The sequence below is a fragment of the Brassicibacter mesophilus genome (assembly GCF_050433385.1).
GTDB lineage: Bacteria > Bacillota > Clostridia > Tissierellales > Proteiniboraceae > Brassicibacter > Brassicibacter mesophilus.
Map to the genome: position 1 here is coordinate 48,032 of NZ_JBNPXI010000020.1, position 20,393 is coordinate 68,424.

21 protein-coding genes are annotated in these 20,393 nt (G+C 31.1%); 17 read left to right on the forward strand and 4 right to left on the reverse strand.

All coding sequences use genetic code 11. The features are described from left to right. Positions 1-30: 30 nt before the first annotated feature. Positions 31-963, reverse strand: coding sequence for a helix-turn-helix transcriptional regulator (locus tag HNR33_RS17530; RefSeq protein ID WP_429085794.1), 933 nt, complete (start codon positions 961-963; stop codon positions 31-33). 188 nt (positions 964-1,151) lie between these two features. Here HNR33_RS17530 and HNR33_RS17535 point away from each other — a divergent pair, with 188 nt between their 5' ends. Beyond that, positions 1,152-3,422 carry an ATP-binding cassette domain-containing protein gene (locus HNR33_RS17535; protein ID WP_429085797.1) on the forward strand — a complete coding sequence of 757 codons (2,271 nt, stop codon included), beginning with the start codon at positions 1,152-1,154 and terminating at the stop codon, positions 3,420-3,422. A 235-nt stretch (positions 3,423-3,657) separates the two neighbouring features. On the opposite strand, the gene fba is transcribed toward HNR33_RS17535, so the two are convergent. Then, complete coding sequence (fba, locus tag HNR33_RS17540; RefSeq protein WP_429085800.1) at positions 3,658-4,521, reverse strand: class II fructose-1,6-bisphosphate aldolase; 864 nt, start codon at positions 4,519-4,521, stop codon at positions 3,658-3,660. A 302-nt stretch (positions 4,522-4,823) separates the two neighbouring features. Here fba and HNR33_RS17545 point away from each other — a divergent pair, with 302 nt between their 5' ends. The 7 genes from HNR33_RS17545 (at position 4,824) to HNR33_RS17575 (ending at position 9,914) form a co-directional block, all read left to right on the forward strand. Continuing rightward, the gene (locus HNR33_RS17545; RefSeq protein WP_429085802.1) at positions 4,824-5,582 is read left to right on the forward strand and encodes a YoaP domain-containing protein; all 759 of its coding nucleotides are present in this window, start codon (positions 4,824-4,826) and stop codon (positions 5,580-5,582) included. A 1-nt stretch (position 5,583) separates the two neighbouring features. Next, positions 5,584-6,468 (forward strand): SPL family radical SAM protein, encoded by an 885-nt coding sequence (locus tag HNR33_RS17550; RefSeq protein WP_429085805.1) that lies wholly within the window; start codon positions 5,584-5,586, stop codon positions 6,466-6,468. Positions 6,469-6,654: 186 nt separating this feature from the next. Then, entirely contained in the window at positions 6,655-6,993 is a 339-nt protein-coding gene (locus HNR33_RS17555) for a YddF family protein (RefSeq protein WP_429085807.1), read from the forward strand. A gap of 314 nt (positions 6,994-7,307) precedes the next feature. Further along, a complete protein-coding gene (locus HNR33_RS17560; RefSeq protein ID WP_429085809.1) occupies positions 7,308-7,604 on the forward strand; it encodes a DUF4491 family protein in 297 nt (98 codons plus the stop codon). Positions 7,605-7,983: 379 nt separating this feature from the next. Next, entirely contained in the window at positions 7,984-8,319 is a 336-nt protein-coding gene (locus HNR33_RS17565) for a hypothetical protein (protein WP_429085812.1), read from the forward strand. A 162-nt stretch (positions 8,320-8,481) separates the two neighbouring features. Then, entirely contained in the window at positions 8,482-8,646 is a 165-nt protein-coding gene (locus HNR33_RS17570) for a hypothetical protein (RefSeq protein ID WP_429085815.1), read from the forward strand. Positions 8,647-8,912: 266 nt separating this feature from the next. Further along, positions 8,913-9,914: a copper amine oxidase N-terminal domain-containing protein gene (locus tag HNR33_RS17575; protein WP_429085818.1), complete on the forward strand. Its 1,002-nt coding sequence runs from the start codon at positions 8,913-8,915 to the stop codon at positions 9,912-9,914. A gap of 103 nt (positions 9,915-10,017) precedes the next feature. Here HNR33_RS17575 and HNR33_RS17580 read toward each other — a convergent pair whose 3' ends face one another. Next, positions 10,018-10,869 (reverse strand): YitT family protein, encoded by an 852-nt coding sequence (locus HNR33_RS17580; protein WP_429085821.1) that lies wholly within the window; start codon positions 10,867-10,869, stop codon positions 10,018-10,020. A 332-nt stretch (positions 10,870-11,201) separates the two neighbouring features. Between HNR33_RS17580 and HNR33_RS17585 the strand changes: the two genes are divergently transcribed. The 6 genes from HNR33_RS17585 (at position 11,202) to rlmD (ending at position 17,609) form a co-directional block, all read left to right on the forward strand. After that, entirely contained in the window at positions 11,202-12,323 is a 1,122-nt protein-coding gene (locus tag HNR33_RS17585; protein ID WP_429085823.1) for a coiled-coil domain-containing protein, read from the forward strand. Between the two features lie 23 nt (positions 12,324-12,346). After that, positions 12,347-13,015 (forward strand): cell division ATP-binding protein FtsE, encoded by a 669-nt coding sequence (locus HNR33_RS17590; RefSeq protein WP_429085826.1) that lies wholly within the window; start codon positions 12,347-12,349, stop codon positions 13,013-13,015. Between the two features lie 7 nt (positions 13,016-13,022). Then, positions 13,023-13,910 (forward strand): cell division protein FtsX, encoded by an 888-nt coding sequence (locus tag HNR33_RS17595; protein WP_429085828.1) that lies wholly within the window; start codon positions 13,023-13,025, stop codon positions 13,908-13,910. A 73-nt stretch (positions 13,911-13,983) separates the two neighbouring features. After that, a complete protein-coding gene (locus tag HNR33_RS17600; protein ID WP_429085831.1) occupies positions 13,984-14,331 on the forward strand; it encodes a four-helix bundle copper-binding protein in 348 nt (115 codons plus the stop codon). A 267-nt stretch (positions 14,332-14,598) separates the two neighbouring features. Then, a complete protein-coding gene (locus HNR33_RS17605) occupies positions 14,599-16,197 on the forward strand; it encodes an NAD(P)/FAD-dependent oxidoreductase (protein WP_429085834.1) in 1,599 nt (532 codons plus the stop codon). A 77-nt stretch (positions 16,198-16,274) separates the two neighbouring features. Continuing rightward, positions 16,275-17,609 carry a 23S rRNA (uracil(1939)-C(5))-methyltransferase RlmD gene (rlmD, locus tag HNR33_RS17610; protein WP_429085837.1) on the forward strand — a complete coding sequence of 445 codons (1,335 nt, stop codon included), beginning with the start codon at positions 16,275-16,277 and terminating at the stop codon, positions 17,607-17,609. Between the two features lie 180 nt (positions 17,610-17,789). Here rlmD and HNR33_RS17615 read toward each other — a convergent pair whose 3' ends face one another. After that, the gene (locus HNR33_RS17615; RefSeq protein ID WP_429085840.1) at positions 17,790-18,659 is read right to left on the reverse strand and encodes a LysR family transcriptional regulator; all 870 of its coding nucleotides are present in this window, start codon (positions 18,657-18,659) and stop codon (positions 17,790-17,792) included. A 159-nt stretch (positions 18,660-18,818) separates the two neighbouring features. Here HNR33_RS17615 and HNR33_RS17620 point away from each other — a divergent pair, with 159 nt between their 5' ends. Genes HNR33_RS17620 through HNR33_RS17630 form a run of 3 tightly spaced genes read left to right on the forward strand, consistent with a single transcriptional unit; the run spans position 18,819 to position 20,389 of the window. After that, a complete protein-coding gene (locus HNR33_RS17620) occupies positions 18,819-19,196 on the forward strand; it encodes a hypothetical protein (RefSeq protein ID WP_429085843.1) in 378 nt (125 codons plus the stop codon). Positions 19,197-19,238: 42 nt separating this feature from the next. Then, positions 19,239-19,736, forward strand: coding sequence for an NUDIX hydrolase (locus HNR33_RS17625; protein WP_429085845.1), 498 nt, complete (start codon positions 19,239-19,241; stop codon positions 19,734-19,736). 35 nt (positions 19,737-19,771) lie between these two features. Beyond that, positions 19,772-20,389 (forward strand): hypothetical protein, encoded by a 618-nt coding sequence (locus HNR33_RS17630; RefSeq protein ID WP_429085848.1) that lies wholly within the window; start codon positions 19,772-19,774, stop codon positions 20,387-20,389. Positions 20,390-20,393: the final 4 nt, after the last annotated feature.

The following is a 20,393-nucleotide window of genomic DNA, read 5'->3' on the forward strand; positions in this document are numbered from 1 at the left end:
GTGAAAACTTACATTACACGAAGATCTTCACTATAAATAATGGTTTAGAAGACTATAAGCCTGGTGTCTTATATTATCCACTATCTCTTGTGGCTCAATAACTTTTGCACAAGTGCCTAACTGAAAAAAATAGCTTGAAACAAATTCTATTTCACTTTTATCAATTATTGTATCAACATATCCATTTTCATTATCAATAATATGGAGATAAGGTTCTAGCCATGGCATACTTTTACATTGTCTTAATCCCTCTCTTGTTAACTCAACATACAATTGAATGGGTGCTTCAATTTTATAGCTATTAAACCAGTCATCTAAGTCCATTTGAAACTCATAGGTTTTATTAGAATTTTTTAAAGATAGTATTCTGTCAACTCTAAATAACAGAACCCTATCTTTTTTTATATCTAAAGCAGGCATATACCAAAATCCATCATACGCATAAACCCCAATAGGCTTAACTTTTCTTTTACTATTTTTTGTTTTTGATAAATATTCAATTATTAATAAATTATTCTCTATAGACGCCTCAATTATTTCTTTTAAAAATGGAGAAGAAACAGTACGTTTTGGATTCCAAAAAGATAAAATTGATTCTAAACGGCTTACCTTCTTTTTAGTGTCGTCAGGAAGACTAAGATATAATTTTCTTGAAGCTGAATTGATATTTGCATCAAATGGCAAGGAATTGTAGTATTTTAGAGATTGAAAAGCAAAGAAAATTGCTGATGCTTCATTTTCATCAAATATGACAGGAGGAAGAATCCTATTTTTCAGTATACGGTAACCTCCATTTCGACCTTGTTCTGTATATAAAGGAACACCTAATTCACTTATTTCCATTAAATATCTATGTGCAGTTCTAACAGATATATTAAATTCATATGCCACATCTTGAGCAGTAAAATTCCTTTTAGCATTTACATACATAATCAAATCAAATATTAATTTAGCTTTTGGCATAACTCCTCCTAAGTATTTATGATATTAAAATAATATATACTAAAAACATGACAATAACTGTCATGTTTTTAGTATATATTATTTATTGCAGATAGTCAAAATCATTATGCCTAATAGATATTATATGAAGAACAGTTTTCAAAATGTGATGAAACTAATGTGATTTAAAACTGGGAAGGAGAATTGTTATGAGAAAAGAAAGCAAAGGAAATAATATACAGGTAATTGGGGCTAGAGAAAAAAACTTAAAAGGTGTAAATGTAATAGTTCCAAAGAAACATATTACTGTTTTTACAGGTGTTTCAGGTTCTGGAAAGTCAGCCCTTGTGTTTGATACTATCGCAGCAGAATCACAGCGTCAGTTGAACGAAACATATTCAAGCTTTATCCGTAATCGCCTACCTCACTATGGGCAGCCTAATGTGGATTCAATTAAGAATTTATCTGTAGCAATTGTAATTAATCAAAAAAGAATTGGAGGAAATGCAAGGTCAACAGTCGGGACTATTACGGATATATATTCTTTGCTGCGTTTATTGTTTTCACGTATTGGAAAGCCTTTTGTTGGATATTCGGATGTCTTTTCTTTCAATAATCTTGCAGGAATGTGCCCCAAATGCGAAGGACTAGGGAAGAGTATTACAATCGATACTCAACGATTGATTGATAAGAATAAATCATTGAACGAAGGAGCTATCATGTTCCCAACTTTTGAACCAGGCGGATGGAGATGGAAAAGATATGTCTATTCAGGTTTATTTGATAATGATAAAAAAGTAGTAGAATATTCGGGTGAAGAGATGGAATGGCTTCTTTATAAAACAGGCATGAAAATAAAAAATCCACATCCTGAATGGCCAAAAACATCTCTATATGAGGGAGTTGTTCCAAGGCTGGAAAGAAGCTTCCTGAAAAAAGACTCCACTGAAAAGAATAGATATAAACAAGCAATTGATAATATAGTAAGTAGAGATGTTTGTCCGTTATGCAAAGGTGCCAGGCTTAATCAAAAAGTACTGGAGTGTAAAATAAATGGCAAAAATATTGCGGATTGTACAAGGATGCAAGTCAGTGACCTTATTAATTTTATTGGGGCTATTAAGGGAGCTTCTTCCTCCACAATAGTGGAAGCTATCATCCATCGCTTAGATCATTTAAATTCAATAGGATTAGGATATTTGAGCTTGAATCGAGAAACATCTACTCTTTCTGGTGGCGAATCTCAAAGAATTAAAATGGTTCGACAATTAACAAGTAGTTTAACTGACATCACTTATATTTTTGACGAACCAAGTATTGGACTTCATCCTCATGATGTAAATAGAATTAACAGTCTTTTAAAACTACTAAAAGACAAAGGAAATACTGTACTAATCGTAGAACATGATCCTAATGTCATTAAAATTGCAGACTATGTAATTGATATGGGGCCTAATGCCGGAACAAAAGGTGGTAAAATAGTATACGAAGGAGACTTAAAAGGTTTAGTAAAGGCAGACACATTGACAGGAAAATTCTTGAACTATAAACCTAGTTTAAAGGAAGAACTAAGAAAACCCAATGGATGGCTTTCTATAAAGCATACATCCTTGCACAATTTAAAAGATGTTAGTATTTCTATCCCTAAAGGTGTTATGACTGTAGTTACTGGAGTAGCTGGTTCAGGGAAAAGCACTCTTATCAATCAAGTACTCCCTCAATATTATCCTGAAGCCATTTTAGTAGACCAAGGAGCAATTCATACCTTAAAACGCTCTAATATTGCTACTTTTACTGGAATTTTTGATTGCATTAGAAATTTGTTTGCGAAACAGAACAATGTTGATGCCTCTCTTTTTAGTTTTAACTCGAAGGGTGCTTGTCCAGAATGTAATGGTTTGGGATTAATATATACCGACTTAGCTTTTATGGATACGGTTGAAAGTGTTTGCGAAGCATGCCAAGGGCATAGATTTAAGGATGAAGTTATCCAGTTTAAATTAAGGGGGAAAAATATTAGCGAGGTTCTTGAAATGACTATTGATGAAGCTGTGGAATTTTTTTATGAACATGAGATAATATCTGTTTTAAAAAGATTAATACATGCAGGATTAGGGTACATTATTTTAGGTCAACCTCTAAATACTTTATCAGGTGGGGAACTTCAAAGAGTTAAACTTGCAGCTGAGTTGGAAAGTCGAGGAAATATATATGTACTAGATGAGCCTTCTACTGGACTGCATATGTCTGATATTAGACAGTTGATTAAAATTATGAATAGTCTAGTTGAGCAAGGCAGTACCTTAATTGTGATAGAACATGACCTAAATATCATAAGTCAAGCTGATTGGATTATAGATTTAGGTCCTGGGGCAGGTCAGGACGGAGGCAAAGTAATATTTGAAGGACAACCAAAAGATATAGTAAATTGTTGTGAGTCTATTACAGGCCAATATTTAAAAGAGTATTGTACAAATTAGATAATTTTTTGGGCACCTTGAATTATAAAGGGGCATCCTAATTCTATATATAGAGACTATGGACAGCATGAATATGATTCTTTGCAATTTTTGTTATTAGGTACAAAGCACCTTGCTACTTGAGAAATTTATCAAATACTCCAAAATAAAAAACACCGAGGACGGGTTATGCATATAATAATGTGATAATCACAGTCCTTGGTGTTTTTTAAAAGCTATAGTTTTAATTTAGAGATTATGCTTTGTTAATTGAACCAAATAGTTCCATCTTTTCTTTAACTGTTGACTTAATTGCTTCAAAGCCAGGCGCTAATAATTTCCTTGGGTCAAAACCCTTTCCTTCAAGATCTTTTCCAGCTTCGATGTATTTACGAGTGGCAGCTGCAAAGGCTAGCTGACATTCAGTGTTCACATTTATTTTAGCAACACCTAAGGATATTGCTTTTCTAATCATATCTGCTGGAATACCTGTACCACCATGTAAAACTAGAGGTACATCCATGGTAGCAGCTTTAATTGCAGCTAGTGTTTCAAAGTCTAAGCCCTTCCAGTTTGGCGGATATTTTCCATGGATATTGCCAATACCTGCGGCTAACATGGAGACACCTAAATCTGCAATTAATTTACATTCAGCAGGATCAGCAACCTCTCCAGCTCCTATAACACCGTCTTCTTCTCCACCAATAGAACCAACTTCTGCTTCTACAGAAAGACCTCTTTCTTCAGCAATTTTAATTATTTCTTTTGTTTTTTGAATATTTTCTTCAATAGGGTAATGAGATCCGTCAAACATAACGGAAGAGAAGCCAGCTTCTATTACTTTTAAAGCTCCTTCATAACTACCATGATCTAAATGTAATGCAACAGGAACATTGATATCTAATTCTTCTATTAATCCTTTAACCATTCCAACAATTGTCTTATAACCACCCATGTATTTTCCAGCACCTTCTGATACACCTAAGATGACTGGTGAATTATTCTCCTTTGCTGTTAATAAAATAGCTTTTGTCCACTCAAGATTGTTGATGTTAAACTGGCCTACAGCATACTTTTCTTTTTTTGCCTTAATTAACATTTCCCTTGCAGATACTAACATATGACGCCTCCTATTCTTAAACTATTATTTTATATGTATTTCTAGGCCTATTTTAAATTCCTTAATACTATTGTATAGTATTACATGATAAATATATTATTTTAAATAAAAACGGGACCCAAATAGACCTTGTGGGACTTATAATTACCTACTACTATTTTACCATAAATAATCTTTAAATGGAATGAAAGCGCTGAATAAAATTCTTTACTCCTAAACGTCAAAAAAATATTTATAATACGACATACTGTTGTCAAGTTGTGAGTGTTATACTGAATTTATTAAAAGAAAAGAGGTGGAGCATGGATATAATATCTGTAAACAAAATCAATATAACTGATGAACATATTTGCTGTGCAATTTCTGATAAAAAGAATGAATATTGTGTATCATCTAAAAAAGCATGGTTGCAGCAACGCTTTGAAGAGGGACTCGTATTTAAAAAGCTTAATGTGAGAGGAAAGGTGTTTATAGAATATATACCAGCTGAAAATGCATGGTGTCCAATTATTGCAAATAGATATATGTTCATAAACTGTTTCTGGGTTTCTGGACAATTTAAAGGACAAAGTTATGCAAATGCTCTTTTAAATGAATGTATATCTGATGCCAAATCACAAGGGAAAGCTGGTATTGTAGTTCTTTCATCTAAAACAAAAAAGCCTTTTTTATCAGATCCTAAATATCTAAAATACAAAGGGTTTAAGGTATGTGATACAGCTTATCCATATTATGAATTATTGTATTTACCTTTCGACGAAAAGACAGAAAAACCAAGATTCAAAGATTGTGCTAAATATGGAAAAATAGATCAACAAGGAATAGTACTTTACTATTCAAACCAATGTCCACATACTGAAAAATATGTTATGTTGATTCAAAAAATTGCTGAATTAGGAGAAATCGATCTCAAATTGATAAAATATCAGACAACTGTTCAAGCACAAAATGCGCCTGCACCATTTACCACATATAGTCTATTCTATAATGGTGAATTTGTAACTAATGAAATACTTTCTGAGAAAAAATTTATAAAATTCCTTGATGAAAAAGGTTTGTAATATGAAGTATATTCCGTCTAAAACAATCCTATCAGGCTATACAGATAATAATTCTTGGTTTGGTAATAACTATAACATGAATATTTATAAAGGATGCTGCCATGGCTGTATTTATTGTGATAGCCGCAGTGAATGTTATAGAGTTGAGAAATTTGATGAAGTAAGAGCAAAAAAAGATGCATTAACTATACTCACACGGGAACTTAAATCAAAACGGAAACGAGGAGTAATTGGAACAGGTGCAATGAGTGATCCCTATAATCCTTTTGAAAAAGAACACTGTCTGACAAGGGGTGCATTAGAGTTAATTGGTAAAAATTGGTTTGGTGTTTCTATTGCAACTAAAAGTGATTTGATTACAAGGGACTTAGATATATTAAAAGCAATACAAGTTCATTCTCCGGTGCTAATTAAGATTACAATTACCACCTGTGATGATGGTTTATGTAAGAAGATAGAGCCAAATGTGGCGACATCATCCAAGCGATTTGCTGTAATTAAAGAGCTTTCAAAGCATGGGATATTCGTGGGGATATTACTTATGCCTATATTACCATTTCTGGAGGATAATGAGGAAAACATACAGGGCATAATACATTTTGCGTATGAAAGTGGGGCGAGATTTATTTATCCTGCCTTTGGTGTAACATTGAGGCAAAACCAAAGAGATTGGTACTTGAAAAAGCTAGAAGAACAGTTCCCTGGTCTCAAACAAAAATACATAAATCAGTTTGGCAATGCATATGAATGTCGTTCTCCTAAAGCAAAAAAACTGTGGCACGTGTTTCGAAAAGAATGTGAAAAGCATGGAATTCTTTATAAAATGGAGGATATTATCAAGGGTTATAAGCAAAAATATAATAATACTCAACTTTCATTATTTTAGATAATTCAAAACAACGTATAATATATATATAAGCTAAAATAATTATTTTTTCTCTTAGAACTCAATGTTGTAGAGACTAGGCCATATGAAACAAGTGATGAAATGATATCTGTTATAAAGCATTGTTTTTATTTATTTCCTCGTATATACTATTAGATTATAAGGACAAAACGAGGGGGGAGAACTTTGATTAAAGATACCAATTTGCCTATTGCACTATTTAATGGAACGGTTGCTACCACTAACGGAATATATTCTATTCAAAATATAGATATTGAGACTGCTAGAAAATATGTAGAACAGAATGGTTTTATTTCAGCAATTGGTCATGAAGCTACAGCTCAAATCATGTCAGAATTATTAGGTAAAGAAATACCAATGAACAGAATACAGTTTCATCAACAGGTAGGTCAAATTGCCATTGTGTTTAAGCTGAACACAAGACCACCTGAGGGAATTATATTGAATATAGACCAATTAAACAAAATAGGTTATAGCTTAAAGATTATGAAAAGGTTAGAATAACAAATTTACAGATTATAAATTTGAAACAAAGGATTGTAGTATTTATAATATCTGAATACTTATAATCAGTAATGAAGAAAGATTCATGAAATGTATCTATTACAAAATTATTAATAATGAAAATTGAAGAAAAGTTTAACTAAGAATATACTAAAACTGCAGTCACAAAGATTAATCAAATGAGTGGCTGTTTTTTGCGTTCGAGGAGAGTGTAGACTTATGTTATTTCTATTGACATTAAAAACTTTAAATAATATACAGTACAATATGAACAATTACACAGAAAATAATGAATGTTTTTAAGGGGTGATTTAATGAACTACTTAGGTTTTTTACATGGTCTAATTGCATTTTTTCTAATCGGAATATTTCATCCTATTGTAATAAAAGGAGAATATTATTTAGGAAGAAGGAGTATAGTTATTTTTGTGTTGGTAGGAGTATTATCATTAGTTGGGTCACTAATTATGGAGAATATAACTGGTTCAACTTTTTTTGGAATATTAGCTTTTTGCTGTTTTTGGAGCATTAAGGAAGTTTTAGAACAAGAAAAAAGGGTTTTAGAAGGAAGATTCCCGCAAAACCCCAATAGGATTTATAAGAATAAATAGGATGTGTATGGTTAAATTAAAAAAGAAAGAATGGATTATGGATATTTCAATTATAATTAAGTTAATACACATGAATAAGAATAAAGATATTTCAAATCATAAATGATATTCTTAAAATATTATTTATGGATTTTTCTCTTAAGATTAGAAAAAGTATATATATTAATAGATGAATGCTTTTATTTGTTTCCTAGGAAATCTGATATCTTATACACATAGCTAATGAATTGACTTATGATAATTACAGATATATAATTAATCATAAAATTCATTATCATATGGCTCAAACGGGAATTTTATTTCATCTCATAATCCAAAATTTAATGTATCTGAAAGCGTTTTTCACATAGGAGCTGCTCAGCTGTATTTGATTTCTTAAATGGGTAGAACTATGGAAAATAGAGGGCTATTTGCGCATATAAGAGCATTTTATTCAACCTATCAGCCAATAGCAATAATATTTTTTCTAGGAGCAATTATGTCTTTAGTATATGTTATCGCTACAGGAAGCATTATCTACTTTAAAATGTTAAGTGAAGCCTTTATGGATAAAACTAAGTACGAAGTTCTAACAAAACTCGGTATGAATAAGAAAGAGATTTCTAAAGCAGTTTCTAAACATGTAGACATATCCTTTATTTTGCCTTTAATAGTAGGTGCATTTCACAGCTGCTTTGCAATAGCAGTATTGAGTACATTCTTGAATGTTCACTAATAGTTCCTACAATAATAAGTATTATTGCTTTTGCTATAATATATGGCATATTCTATATAGCAACGACAAGAAAATTTTTAAAGGTTGTTTGTAAAAAATCTCACTCAAATTACCTTGCATATAAAAACAATTTGAGTAAAAAATAAAATAGAGGTGATTTTAGTGAAAAAGGAAAAAATACAAAATGATAATATGAATAATTTTTTTAATGCAATGTCCTATGAGTTGGCTGGTGATATAGGAGCTATTGATAATGAAGAAATGATAAATAACAGTAAGCTCATTACTGGTAAAAAGTCTCATGATAGAAATCAACTAGAAAGATAAGTAATAGAAAAAATACTGAATAAGTCTAAAGTAAAAAGATATAATAAATAATTAAATCCTGCTAACGCAGGGTTTTTTTTATAACCCATTGGAAAATCCTAGTTTTCTTTAATATAAACTTTCCGTTAAATGGGTTTCAAAAAAGGCTTACTTAATATATTAATGCTTCAATAGAAGACTTTTTTATAAAAAAAGAAGGAATTATTAGGAATATATAGAAGTTGTATTATGTACGAAAAAACAGATAAAAATTTAGGAGGGAAAATATGATGAAAAACAAAAAGAAACTGGTTGCTATAGTAATTGTACTAACTATGATGCTATCCTTGTTTTCTGTAGCGTATGCAAAGGGTACGTATCAAACCCTCAATGCATGGTATGGAGACATTAAAATAGTAGCCAATGGTAAACAAGTAGTTTCTAGTATAAAACCGTTTATGGTGAATGATACTACATATGTACCTATTAGAATGCTAGGTGAAGCATTAGGAAAAACTGTAAGCTGGGATGGCAGTACATATTCAGTGATAATTGCAGACAAACCAGATCCAACTGACACATTGCTATGGCAGCAATTATTTGATAAGGATAAGAAGATTAATGAATTAGAGAAGAAGATTGCTCTACTGGAGAGTGAAAAAGATAAGTCAGTAGATTTAGATGATTTAGAAGACGATTTGATGGATGACTATGAAGAGTATAAAGATATTGAATTTGATATTTCTATAGATGGCGACGAGGATGATATTGAAGTTGAGATATATGTAGATCTTAGCGATTATAAGAGTAAATGGAATAGACTGAAACAAAGTGATATAGAAGACTATCTACAGGATATAGTTGATGATATATTAGATGAATTTGATGATGCAGATATTACAGGATTTATCGAAGATGATGACAGTGGGGATAAGTTGCTAGAATTTACTGTATCATCTAAAGGTAAAGTCAGTGTCAGCTATAAGAATACTGTTGATTTAGATGATTTAGAGAGGAATTTGAACCGTTGGTATGGAAGCTATAGAGACTTAGATATAGACATCTATCTAGATGGTGAAGAGGATGATATTACAGTAGAAATTTATGTATCCAAAAGTGAATGGAATGTTCTTGATGACTATGCTCAAGCTTTTCTTGATGCTATAGTTGATGATATTCTAGATGAATTTAAAGATGCAGACGTCGATGGATTTATCGAAGACGATAGTAGTAGAAACAAACTGTTAACTTTCTTTGTAAGGTCAAACGGCACTGTAATCATTGAGTAAACTCTAGTTAAATAAACAAGCAGATAAACTTAAAAACTGTCCTCATAGGACAGTTTTTTTATATTAAGAAGAATTAATATTGAAATTATCACAAGATTTATATTTAGAATGAAGATTTTTTAAATCCTCTGCCGTTAACCTCAGAAGCCTCTAAAATAGTCATAAATGCAGTAGGATCGATTTTTTCTACAAGAACCTTTACTCTAGGGAGCTGCCTTAAGGTCACTGTGCAGTAGATAACTCTTTTTTCATTCCCAGTATAAGCACCCATGCCATTTAAAAAAGTTACGCCTCTTTTTATTTCACTCATTATAGCCTGCCCAACTTCGTCATCCTTTTGTGTGATTATGAACAGCACTCTTTTTCTTTCAAAGCCATCTATTATTCTATTTAATACATTAGCTGAGATATACATGGTTATAAAGGTATACAACGCTATTTCAATACCATTTATTGAAGCGCCAAGTAGAACTATAAAAACATTTATAATGAAGGAAATATTTCCAATACTAGCACCAGTACGTTTTTTAATAACCACAGCAATTATATCAGTACCGCCCTGAGAAGCTCTATTGCTAAAAGTAATACCAAGTCCTGCTCCGACTAGAACCCCACCATATATACTTGATAAAAGAATTTCATGTGTTTTTAGATATTGACTAAGATCCTTAGTGATCAACAGAAATAGAGAAAGAGAACCCATTCCAATAAGGCTAAACAAAGTAAATTCTTTGTTTACTTCCTTAATTCCAATGAGAAAAATGGGTATATTAAAAAGCAATATAAAAACACCTGAATTAATATGTGTTAAATATTGAATAATAAGCGCTAACCCTGTGACACCACCACTCAAGAGTTTGTGAGGTATTATAAATGCATTAATTCCTACAGCAGATATGAAGCTTCCTGCTAATATTAGTAGAATTCTTTTAGTCAATTGTTTTTTGTCTAACATGAAATCATCTCCACAATTATTATTGAATTTTAGTATACCAAGTATATTTATTTAGTATATACCCATTTGAAGATTATTAATTCTTTAAGATTCGTTAATAGATTATATGATGATGTATTCAAATAATCAAGTACCTTATAAAATAAGTTTTCAGGTTATTTCCAAGAATAAAAAATACATTTTTTTTATGGCAACAAATAAATTTTGTCGAAAAATGCGGATGAATTATTAAATGAATGATGATATAAAAGAGGAATTAAACAATTGGACAAGAAATTATTATACGACGGTTAATGAGATAAGTTTAAAACTGAAGTAAAGGGAGCGGTTAAATGATTAAAATAGAAAAAGTAAAGGTATTCGTGATTTTCTGCCTAATAATTATCATTATCTTAATTCCTTTTTATTTTACTATGGGTGATGGTGACGATGAGCCCTTTACAGAGATTCAGCAAAAAATGGCAGACATATCTGATGATGAGAAGGAAATCCTTCAAAAATTATTTATTACTGTGCAAGAAATAGAAGCAATGGAGAAAGAAGAACAGGAGCTTATCCAAGAAATAAAAGCAATAAACTATGAAATAGAGAGAATAGAACAAGAGATTTCAGGTGAAGAAGCAGTTTATAAACGAAAACTAAATGCACTTAAGCAAGTACTAAAAAGTTATCAGAAGAAAGGTCCAGGGTCTTACCTAGAGATAATCTTGAACTCAGAAAATTTCTCTGAGTTTCTAAGAAACATTAATACTTTAAGGGATATTACTCATGGTACTGGTGAACTCTTAGACACATTAGATGAAAGTAAAAAAAATATGTCTTCTGAAAAAACAAAATTAAATAAAAAGCTTATTTTAATTGAAGAGAAACAGAAACAATTAAAAGTATCCTTAGATAATAAGAAACAATTAAAATTGAATATGGAGGATTACTTAGTGTCTTTAAAGGAAGAACGTAAATATTATCAAGAATATATGACTAATATCAAAAAGATGTGGGCCAAACTAAAACCATTATTATCAGATACTACAAAAGCATTTTCAAATATTATAGAAGAAGGGAACGTGTCATTAGATGCGCTAAAAATAGAATTTTCTATTTTTAGCATCAAAGGATCAATAGATGAGAAAACCTTCAATGATATAATTTCCCAAAATCCTCTGCTTTCAGAAATGAAATTTAACTTTGAACCAGGAAAAATGACAATTGAATTGCCTAAAGAAAATCTTGTGTTATCAGGAAATCTTATTATTTTAGACAATAATGTTATAAAATTTGAAGCAAAAGAAGGCAGTTTTTACGGTATGACGTTAGAACAGTCTTCAATAGAAGAGTTGTTTCAAGAAGGTCATTTAATATTAAATCTAAAGCCGTTGCTTGGAGATAATACCCTTTCTTCTGTTGAAATTGAAAAAGAGAAGATAATTTTAACTATAAAACCTAAGATGTTTTAGTACAATAACTGGAGGTGTTATTCATGATTGAAGCAAATAGTATTAGCTTAAAATATCCTAATGGTACATTGGCTTTAAAAAATACTGATTTACAAGTTGATCCTGGTGAAATAGTGTATATTACAGGGCCGAGTGGTTCAGGAAAAACTAGCCTATTGAAGCTTTTTATGGGAGTAGAGTATCCAACAACAGGTTCTTTAAAAGTGCTGGGATATCATATAGCTAAAGGCAACACTGAAAACATTAGACAGCTTCGAATGAAGATTGGGCCAGTTTTTCAAGAGTTTAGATTAATAAAGGGACGAACTGCAATAGAAAATGTTATGTTAGGCATGCGTTTCTTAGGGATACCTTACGGGCAATTAAAGGAAAATGCAAATGATGCACTAATAAAGGTTGGGCTAGAACGCAAGGTATTTTCATTGGTAGAGAACTTGTCATGGGGAGAGTGCCAAAGAGTAGCTATTGCACGAGCGGTGGCTAGGAAACCACTATTAATACTAGCTGATGAACCCACTGGTAATTTAGATATATACAATGCGCTAAATATACTAGATCTTTTGACTTCCTTTAAAGATGATAAGACAGCTGTTATTATTACCACTCATGCAACTCATTTGATTGAAGATAAAAAAGAGGGTAAACTGATACAAGTGGAAGGAGGAAACATTTGCTGTGGAGCCTTGGGGTAAACTGAGAATGAAGAATACTTTTTACAATACAGGTTATTTTTTAAAAGAAGTTAAAACGATGATAAGAATTAATCTATTATATCACGTTTTATCTGCTATAAGCATAAGTCTTATTTTTTTTATTCTTTCAATGGTGCTGTCTGGTTGGGGGGTAAGTAGTCATGTTGTTGAAGTACTTCAGAGAGAAGCAGAAATAAGCGTATATTGTGATGAAAACATCGATAATAGTACTGCTTTAAAGCTAGTTGAGCAAATAAAGACTGTGGAGGGTGTACAAGAAGCTCGAGTAGTTGATGAAAATGAAGCGTATGGAAGGATGGAGGAGATTCTTGGTAAAGATGCCCGTGTACTAGAGTTTTTCGATGAAAATCCCTTCAGCTCTTTCATCGAGGTAAAAATTTCTCTTGTGGAGATGGATAACATCTTAGAAGAATTGCAGTTCATGAGTGGCATCGAAACTGTTAGGGATAATAGAGAAGTATTAGAACGCCTTAATAGTATTTTAGATATGCTTAAAGTCTTGGGGTGCCTTGTGGTGGTTGCTGTTAGTATTTCTACAATTGTTATTATTTCACATATTATTAGAATGGGTATATATAGTAACAGAGAGCAAATAAATACCTTAAGGTTACTAGGCGCGCCTGAAGGTTTCATTGTAGCTCCTTTTTTAATACAAGGATTGATGTTAACTATAATAGGAGGGATAGTTGCAACAATTCTAGCATCATTTTTAATTCAATATATTTATACTAAGATGGCTGGTCCACTTCCCTTTATTCCATTACCATCTAGTAAAGAACTGGTTTCGAACTTGGCTACTATAGTAATGTTGGTAAGCTTAAGTATTGGGGCTGTAGGTAGTTTACTAGGTTTTTTATCATCGAGAAATAGGTAAAAAAAGAATAAAAAGCTCTAATCGCACAAATAATAAATTTGTTAAAAATATTCTAGTGGAGAGGAGCTATGAGATGGGTGTGGTAACAAATTTAACGGATAAGTTTCAAGCATGTATTGATGCATGTGCAAAATGTACACAGGTATGCTATGAATGCTTTAATGCGTGCTTAAATGAACCTGACTTAAATGCGAGGAAGAACTGTGTTGGTATATTAGTTGAATGTGCAATGATGTGCCAAATGTCTGCTGCTATGATGTCGATGAACGGACAGTTTTCAAAGGAACATTGTCAGCTATGTGCTCAGATTTGTGATAAGTGTGCAACAGAGTGTGATATGTTTAAAGATGATCATTGCCAGAAGTGTGCTCAAATATGTCGCATGTGTGCTGATGAATGTAGGGAAATGGCTTCAATGTAATTAGATAGTTTTTAATAAAACACCTTACTTTAAATGTGAATTGAAGTAAGGTGTTTTATAAGTTATATTTCTTTTATATAATAAACTTAATTAATAAAGCTTATGTGTGCTAGTCTTGATATTGAAAGAGTTGTTGGCTATAGAATAATAAGTATTAGGCTAAGAATTGTATTTAAAATAACTATTCATGCTTTTAAGCTAATTGGAGAATTTGTTTAGTTCCATGTGGTATAATATCATTTAGTATATATGAAAGGGAGAAATGTAATGATTAGAGTTAATGAGGTTAAACTTTCTATAGATGAAGATATAAAAACATTAAGAAATAAAATTGCAAAAAAACTTAGAATAAGCCCCCAAGAAATAATTGATTTTAAAATCTATAAAGAATCAATTGATGCTAGAAAAAGAAATGAAATAAACTTTGTTTATATTGTAGATGTGAATGTGGAGAATGAAGATAGAGTTTTAAGTAAAAACAAAAATGTGAATAAAAGTCCAGACTTTAGTTATAAGGAAGTAAAATCTGGTCATAATGAATTATTTTATCGACCAGTAATAATAGGCACTGGACCAGCAGGTATGTTTGCAGGGCTTGTTTTAGCACAAAGGGGATATAAGCCTATATTGCTGGAAAGAGGGCAGGATGTAGATACAAGGACTAAAGATGTTAATGAATTTTGGAATAACAGGAAAATAAACTTAGAATCGAATGTACAATTTGGAGAAGGTGGCGCTGGAACTTTTTCAGATGGTAAATTAACTACTAGAACTAAGGATATAAGATGTAGAAAAGTGCTTGAAGAGTTTGTAAATGCTGGAGCACCAGAAGAAGTATTATACTCATATAAGCCTCATATAGGAACTGATATTTTAAAATCTGTTGTCAAAAATATTAGGCAAAGTATCATAGACCTTGGCGGAGAAGTGAGATTTGATAGCAAAGTAACAGATGTTTTTATTGAAAATGGTAAAATAACTGGTATTGAGATAAATAAATCTCAAAAGCTTGATACACAGGAGGTTATTTTAGCAATAGGCCATAGTGCAAGAGATACATATGAAATGCTTAATTCACGAAAAGTAAAAATAAGGCAAAAGCCTTTTTCCATAGGAGTAAGAATTGAACATCCTCAACCTTTAATCAACAAATCTCAATACAAGCAACAAGCGGAACATCCACGACTAGGAGCTGCCGATTATAGATTAACTTACCAAAGTAAAAATGGAAGGGCTGTGTATACTTTTTGTATGTGTCCAGGAGGAACAGTTGTTGCAGCTGCTTCTGAAGCTGATACAGTAGTAACTAATGGTATGAGTGAATATGCAAGAGATAAGGATAATGCAAATAGTGCATTACTAGTACAAATAAATGCAGAGGATTTTGAAAGTGACCATCCTCTTGCAGGAATAGAATTTCAAAGAAAATGGGAGAAGGCTGCTTTTGAAATGGGTGGAGGAAATTATAGTGCTCCAGCACAGTTAGTCGGAGATTTTCTTATGGATAAATCATCAGAAAAGCTAGGGGATGTTAAGCCTTCGTACTTGCCAGAAATAAAATTGACTAATTTGAAAAAATGTTTACCAGAGTATGTTGTTGAATCTATGAGAGAAGCTATTGTAGAAATGGACAAAAAACTCAAGGGATTTGCGTTATCTGATGCTTTGATGACTGGTGTGGAAACAAGAAGCTCTGCACCCGTTAGAATAGAAAGAGAAGAGGAAACTATGGAAAGTATAAATGTTGCAGGTCTTTATCCAATTGGAGAAGGTGGAGGCTATGCAGGAGGAATTATTTCAGCTGCTGTTGATGGAATCAAGGCAGCAGAGAAGATTATTTACAAGTATAAACCTTTTAATAACTAAAGCAACCAGCTTTATAAATAGTACATATACTTAATAATAAGTATGCATAGATACACTATAAAGGAAAAGGTGAAAATATGAAGAATGATCAAGTAAAGATAAAATGTGTTGGAATGGACGAAGAAGGAAAAGGAATAATTAAAATAAGAGGAAAAGAAATCCATGTTCCTTACTTAATTGAAGGAGAAACTGCTATTGTAGAATTGTCTAAAAAGAGAAATTATTTAAATGCTAAGGTAATTCGCATTCTAGAAAAGTCAAAAAATAGGGTTGCACCAAAGTGTCAGCATTATAATCAGTGCGGAGGTTGTCAATTGCAGCACATGTCCTATCATGGCCAATCAGAGTTTAAAAAGAATGTTGTTGAAAAACTTATGAAGCATTATGGCAATATTAATGAAATATTGAGTATGCAGGAGCCATATTTTTATCGCAATAAAGTGCATTCAACACCGTCTTATGATAGGAAAGGAAATATTATCACAGGAATCTATGAAGAAAATACACATAATGTAATAGCTTTAGAACGGTGCAGCATTCAAGATAAACGAGCAGATGAAATCGTTTTATCTATACGTGAAATCATGAAGACTTTTAAAATGAAGCCATATAATGAAGATACCGGTGAGGGTTTTTTACGTCATATTTTGGTGAAAACTGGGTTTGCTAGTGAGCAAGTAATGGTAGTACTTATAGTATCATCTCATGTATTTCCAGGGAAAAAGAATTTTATTAATATACTGCTAAAAAAACATCCTGAGATCAATACCATTGTTATGAATATTAATAATCGCAAAACTAGTGCTGTACTTGGAAACACTGAAAAAATACTGTATGGAAAAGGATATATAGAAGATACTCTATGTGGATGTGTATTTCAGATTTCGCCGAAATCCTTTTATCAGATTAATCCTATACAAACTGAAGTATTATATAATAAAGCAATCGACATGGCGAAGCTAAATAAAAATGAAATAGTCCTTGATGCTTACTGTGGTATTGGTACTATCTCATTGATTGTTAGCAGTAAGGTAAAAAATGTCATAGGCGTTGAACTAAATAAAGATGCAGTAAAAGATGCAATAAACAATGCAAAACGAAATAATATTAGAAATGTTTATTTTTATAATGATGATGCTGGGGAGTTTATGATTAATCTTGCTAAAGAAAAGAAGAACATTGATACAGTATTTTTGGATCCACCCCGCTGTGGAAGTAATGAAAAATTTTTATCATCTCTTATTCAACTTTCGCCAAAAAAAGTAATCTACATATCATGTAATCCAGTGACACAGGAACGTGACTTAAGATATTTAACTAAGTATGGATATATAGTTAAAGAATTACAACCTGTTGATATGTTTCCACAGACATATCACGTGGAGACGGTCGTGTTGATAGAGCGGATTTAGACCAATTTTATGTTCCCTCAAACTTAGGTTTGGGGGGTTTTTATTTATTGGGGTCGTACTTTTACACAGAAATAAACAAATACGCAAAAAAGAAATATTGCGTATTTATACGAAATATAAAGGGATATGAGATTTGTGTATTTATAATATTATTAATTGAAGAGCTAGTAAAATATCTTTTTAGTATAAATTTTCCATTATAGTTAGCCAATTTTTAACCCCTAAAGAATTTATTTTATTTTTATTAATCAACATATAAACTTTTCTTGAGGGTGGTTTAAATTCATTTAAATTAATTTGAATTAAATTTCCTTTAAACAAATCTTTTTCTACTGATGATTTAGTAACGAAGGCATAGCCAAATCCATCTTTAACAAAATCAACAGCACAGGAAATCCTATTCACTGAAAACTTTAATAATGGACTAAATCCAATAGTTTCACTTAACCAATTAAAAAAGTCAGGACCTAAATCTGCATAAAGTAAAGGTAATTCTAGTAAATCACTAATTGTAATTTCTTTTTTTACACTTGCTTTATTATTGTTAGTAACTAAAATTATATCATCTTCATAAATGCTGATTACTTCAAATTTGCTTAACTTAGGATTAGTATATATAAAGCCAACATCTATTATCTCGTCTCCTAAAAGTTGTATAATTTCTTCTGAATCATTAATTTTGAGCTTTAGTGCAATAGTAGAGAATTTATTGAAATAATCTTTTATTATAGATGATAAATTACCCTTATATATTGATTCTACCATTCCAATTGCTAATCTATCTTCAAACTTGCCTGTAGACCTAGCTTTGATAATTCCATCTTTTTTTAATATAAGAATTCTTTCGGCATAAGGTAAAAAAGCCATTCCTGCCTCAGTTAGTTCTACATTTCTGTTATTTCTATTAAACAAATCTTTTCCGACATACCTCTCAATCTCGCTTATTCTATTTGAAATTGTTGATTGGACAACATATTGAAGCTCAGCAGTTTTGGTAAAGCTTTTGTTTTCTGCAAGTAAAATAAATGACTCAATAGCTTCTATGTTCACTTAGCTACCTCCTATATATAAATTATCAATTTTATTAATTATTACTATTAAAATAATTCGTTTTTTAAATACAAAATCCTTTATTATAATATACTTGTAATATAAAATTAATCAAGTTTGTAGGAAGTAGAACGGTTAAAATGAAAGGAGTAATCCCAGATGAAAAAAATATTATTATATTTAGTTCTATTAAGTAGTTTACTTGCTGTACTTTTCGGGGTTTCTTGTAGTAAAGTAGATTCACCAAACAATCTGATTATTACAAATGAAAGTTCTGAAATCATTAAAAGTGTTGCAATTCAAAAGCTAGGCGAAACTCATGTTATGGGCAGTAAGCTTGATCCTAATGAAAATTGTCATTTTGATATGGGGGAAGAATATGGATGTACTTTTAGGGTGGAAATTACAGACTCAAATGACCAAGTAATTCAAAGTTCTGAGTTTATTGCTAATTTCAACTATAATGAAGATGAAATAGTTTATATAAATATTTCAAAATCTAAAGAAGAAGGATGGTCTTTTAAACTAAAAAATTAAAATTGATAATGTAAACAAATATATTATTGGAGGGAAATTAAAATGGAACTATTTGCTAAACCTGGTGTAGGTGGAATAATTGAAAAAAGTATAGATGGAGTAGATTATATACTAGTTCAAGAAAGGCATAAGAAGGATGCTATGATAGAAACTGGATTAATTGAAATTCCAGCAGGAAAGATAAGAGAATTTGAAAATATATTTGATTGCTTAAGAAGAGAAATTTGTGAAGAAACAGGGCTAGAGGTTACTTATATTGAAGGAGAAAAGGAAGCTAAAATCTTCGAATCAAATAACTATAAAGTTTTAAATTATACACCATTTTTATCTAGTCAGAATATACAAGGAAAATATCCTATAATGGTGCAAACATTTATATGTAAGGCTAAGGGAGAATTACTAAAAAAAACTAATGAAACTAAGAATATTAGGTGGTTATCTCTGAAAGAATTACACTCCCTATTAGAAAATAGTGAAAATTCTTTTTATCCTATGCATGTGATAACATTAAAGAAATACTTAATGAAAAGAGTAAAATAAAAAAATACAAGAAATGATTAAGAGGATTATTAATTATGAAGAATAAAATACTCTATGAAGTAGAAACAAGATTTTATTTTAAAAATCAAGAAGAAGCTTTTAAAATATTGCCTTTTTTACATAGCTGTTTGAAGAAAGCAACAGAATTTGAAACAAAGATGTATGGAGTTAAGTTGTTTAATGCTGGGAAAATACTTAGAGTTTCAAATGTAAGCAAATACAATACAACACGAGTTTATTTGGGATATAAGGAACCCGATGTAGGTAGAATTTTTAATGTAAGAAATGAAATCGATGAAGAGATAACTGATGAAACAAATGAGAGCTGTATATTAAAATCTTATTTAGGGAGAAACAATCAAGTTAATAAAAGAAATATAAATAAATTACTTGAATCATTAGGACATAGGCATTTTATGTCTATAATAGGCACTAACATAACAGGATATAATGAAGAATTACAAATAGACTTTAAACTAATGAAAAGCCCAGTTCTAAAATATCCATTATTATTAGAGATAGAGAAATCTGCGGACACTCTTGAAGAAGCCTTTAGACAGGAGTTGGCATTAAAAGATTTTATAACTGAATATAAATTAGAAGATAGAATTGTAAAAGAAGAACCACCAAGTTTACTATCCAGCTATAAGTAGATGT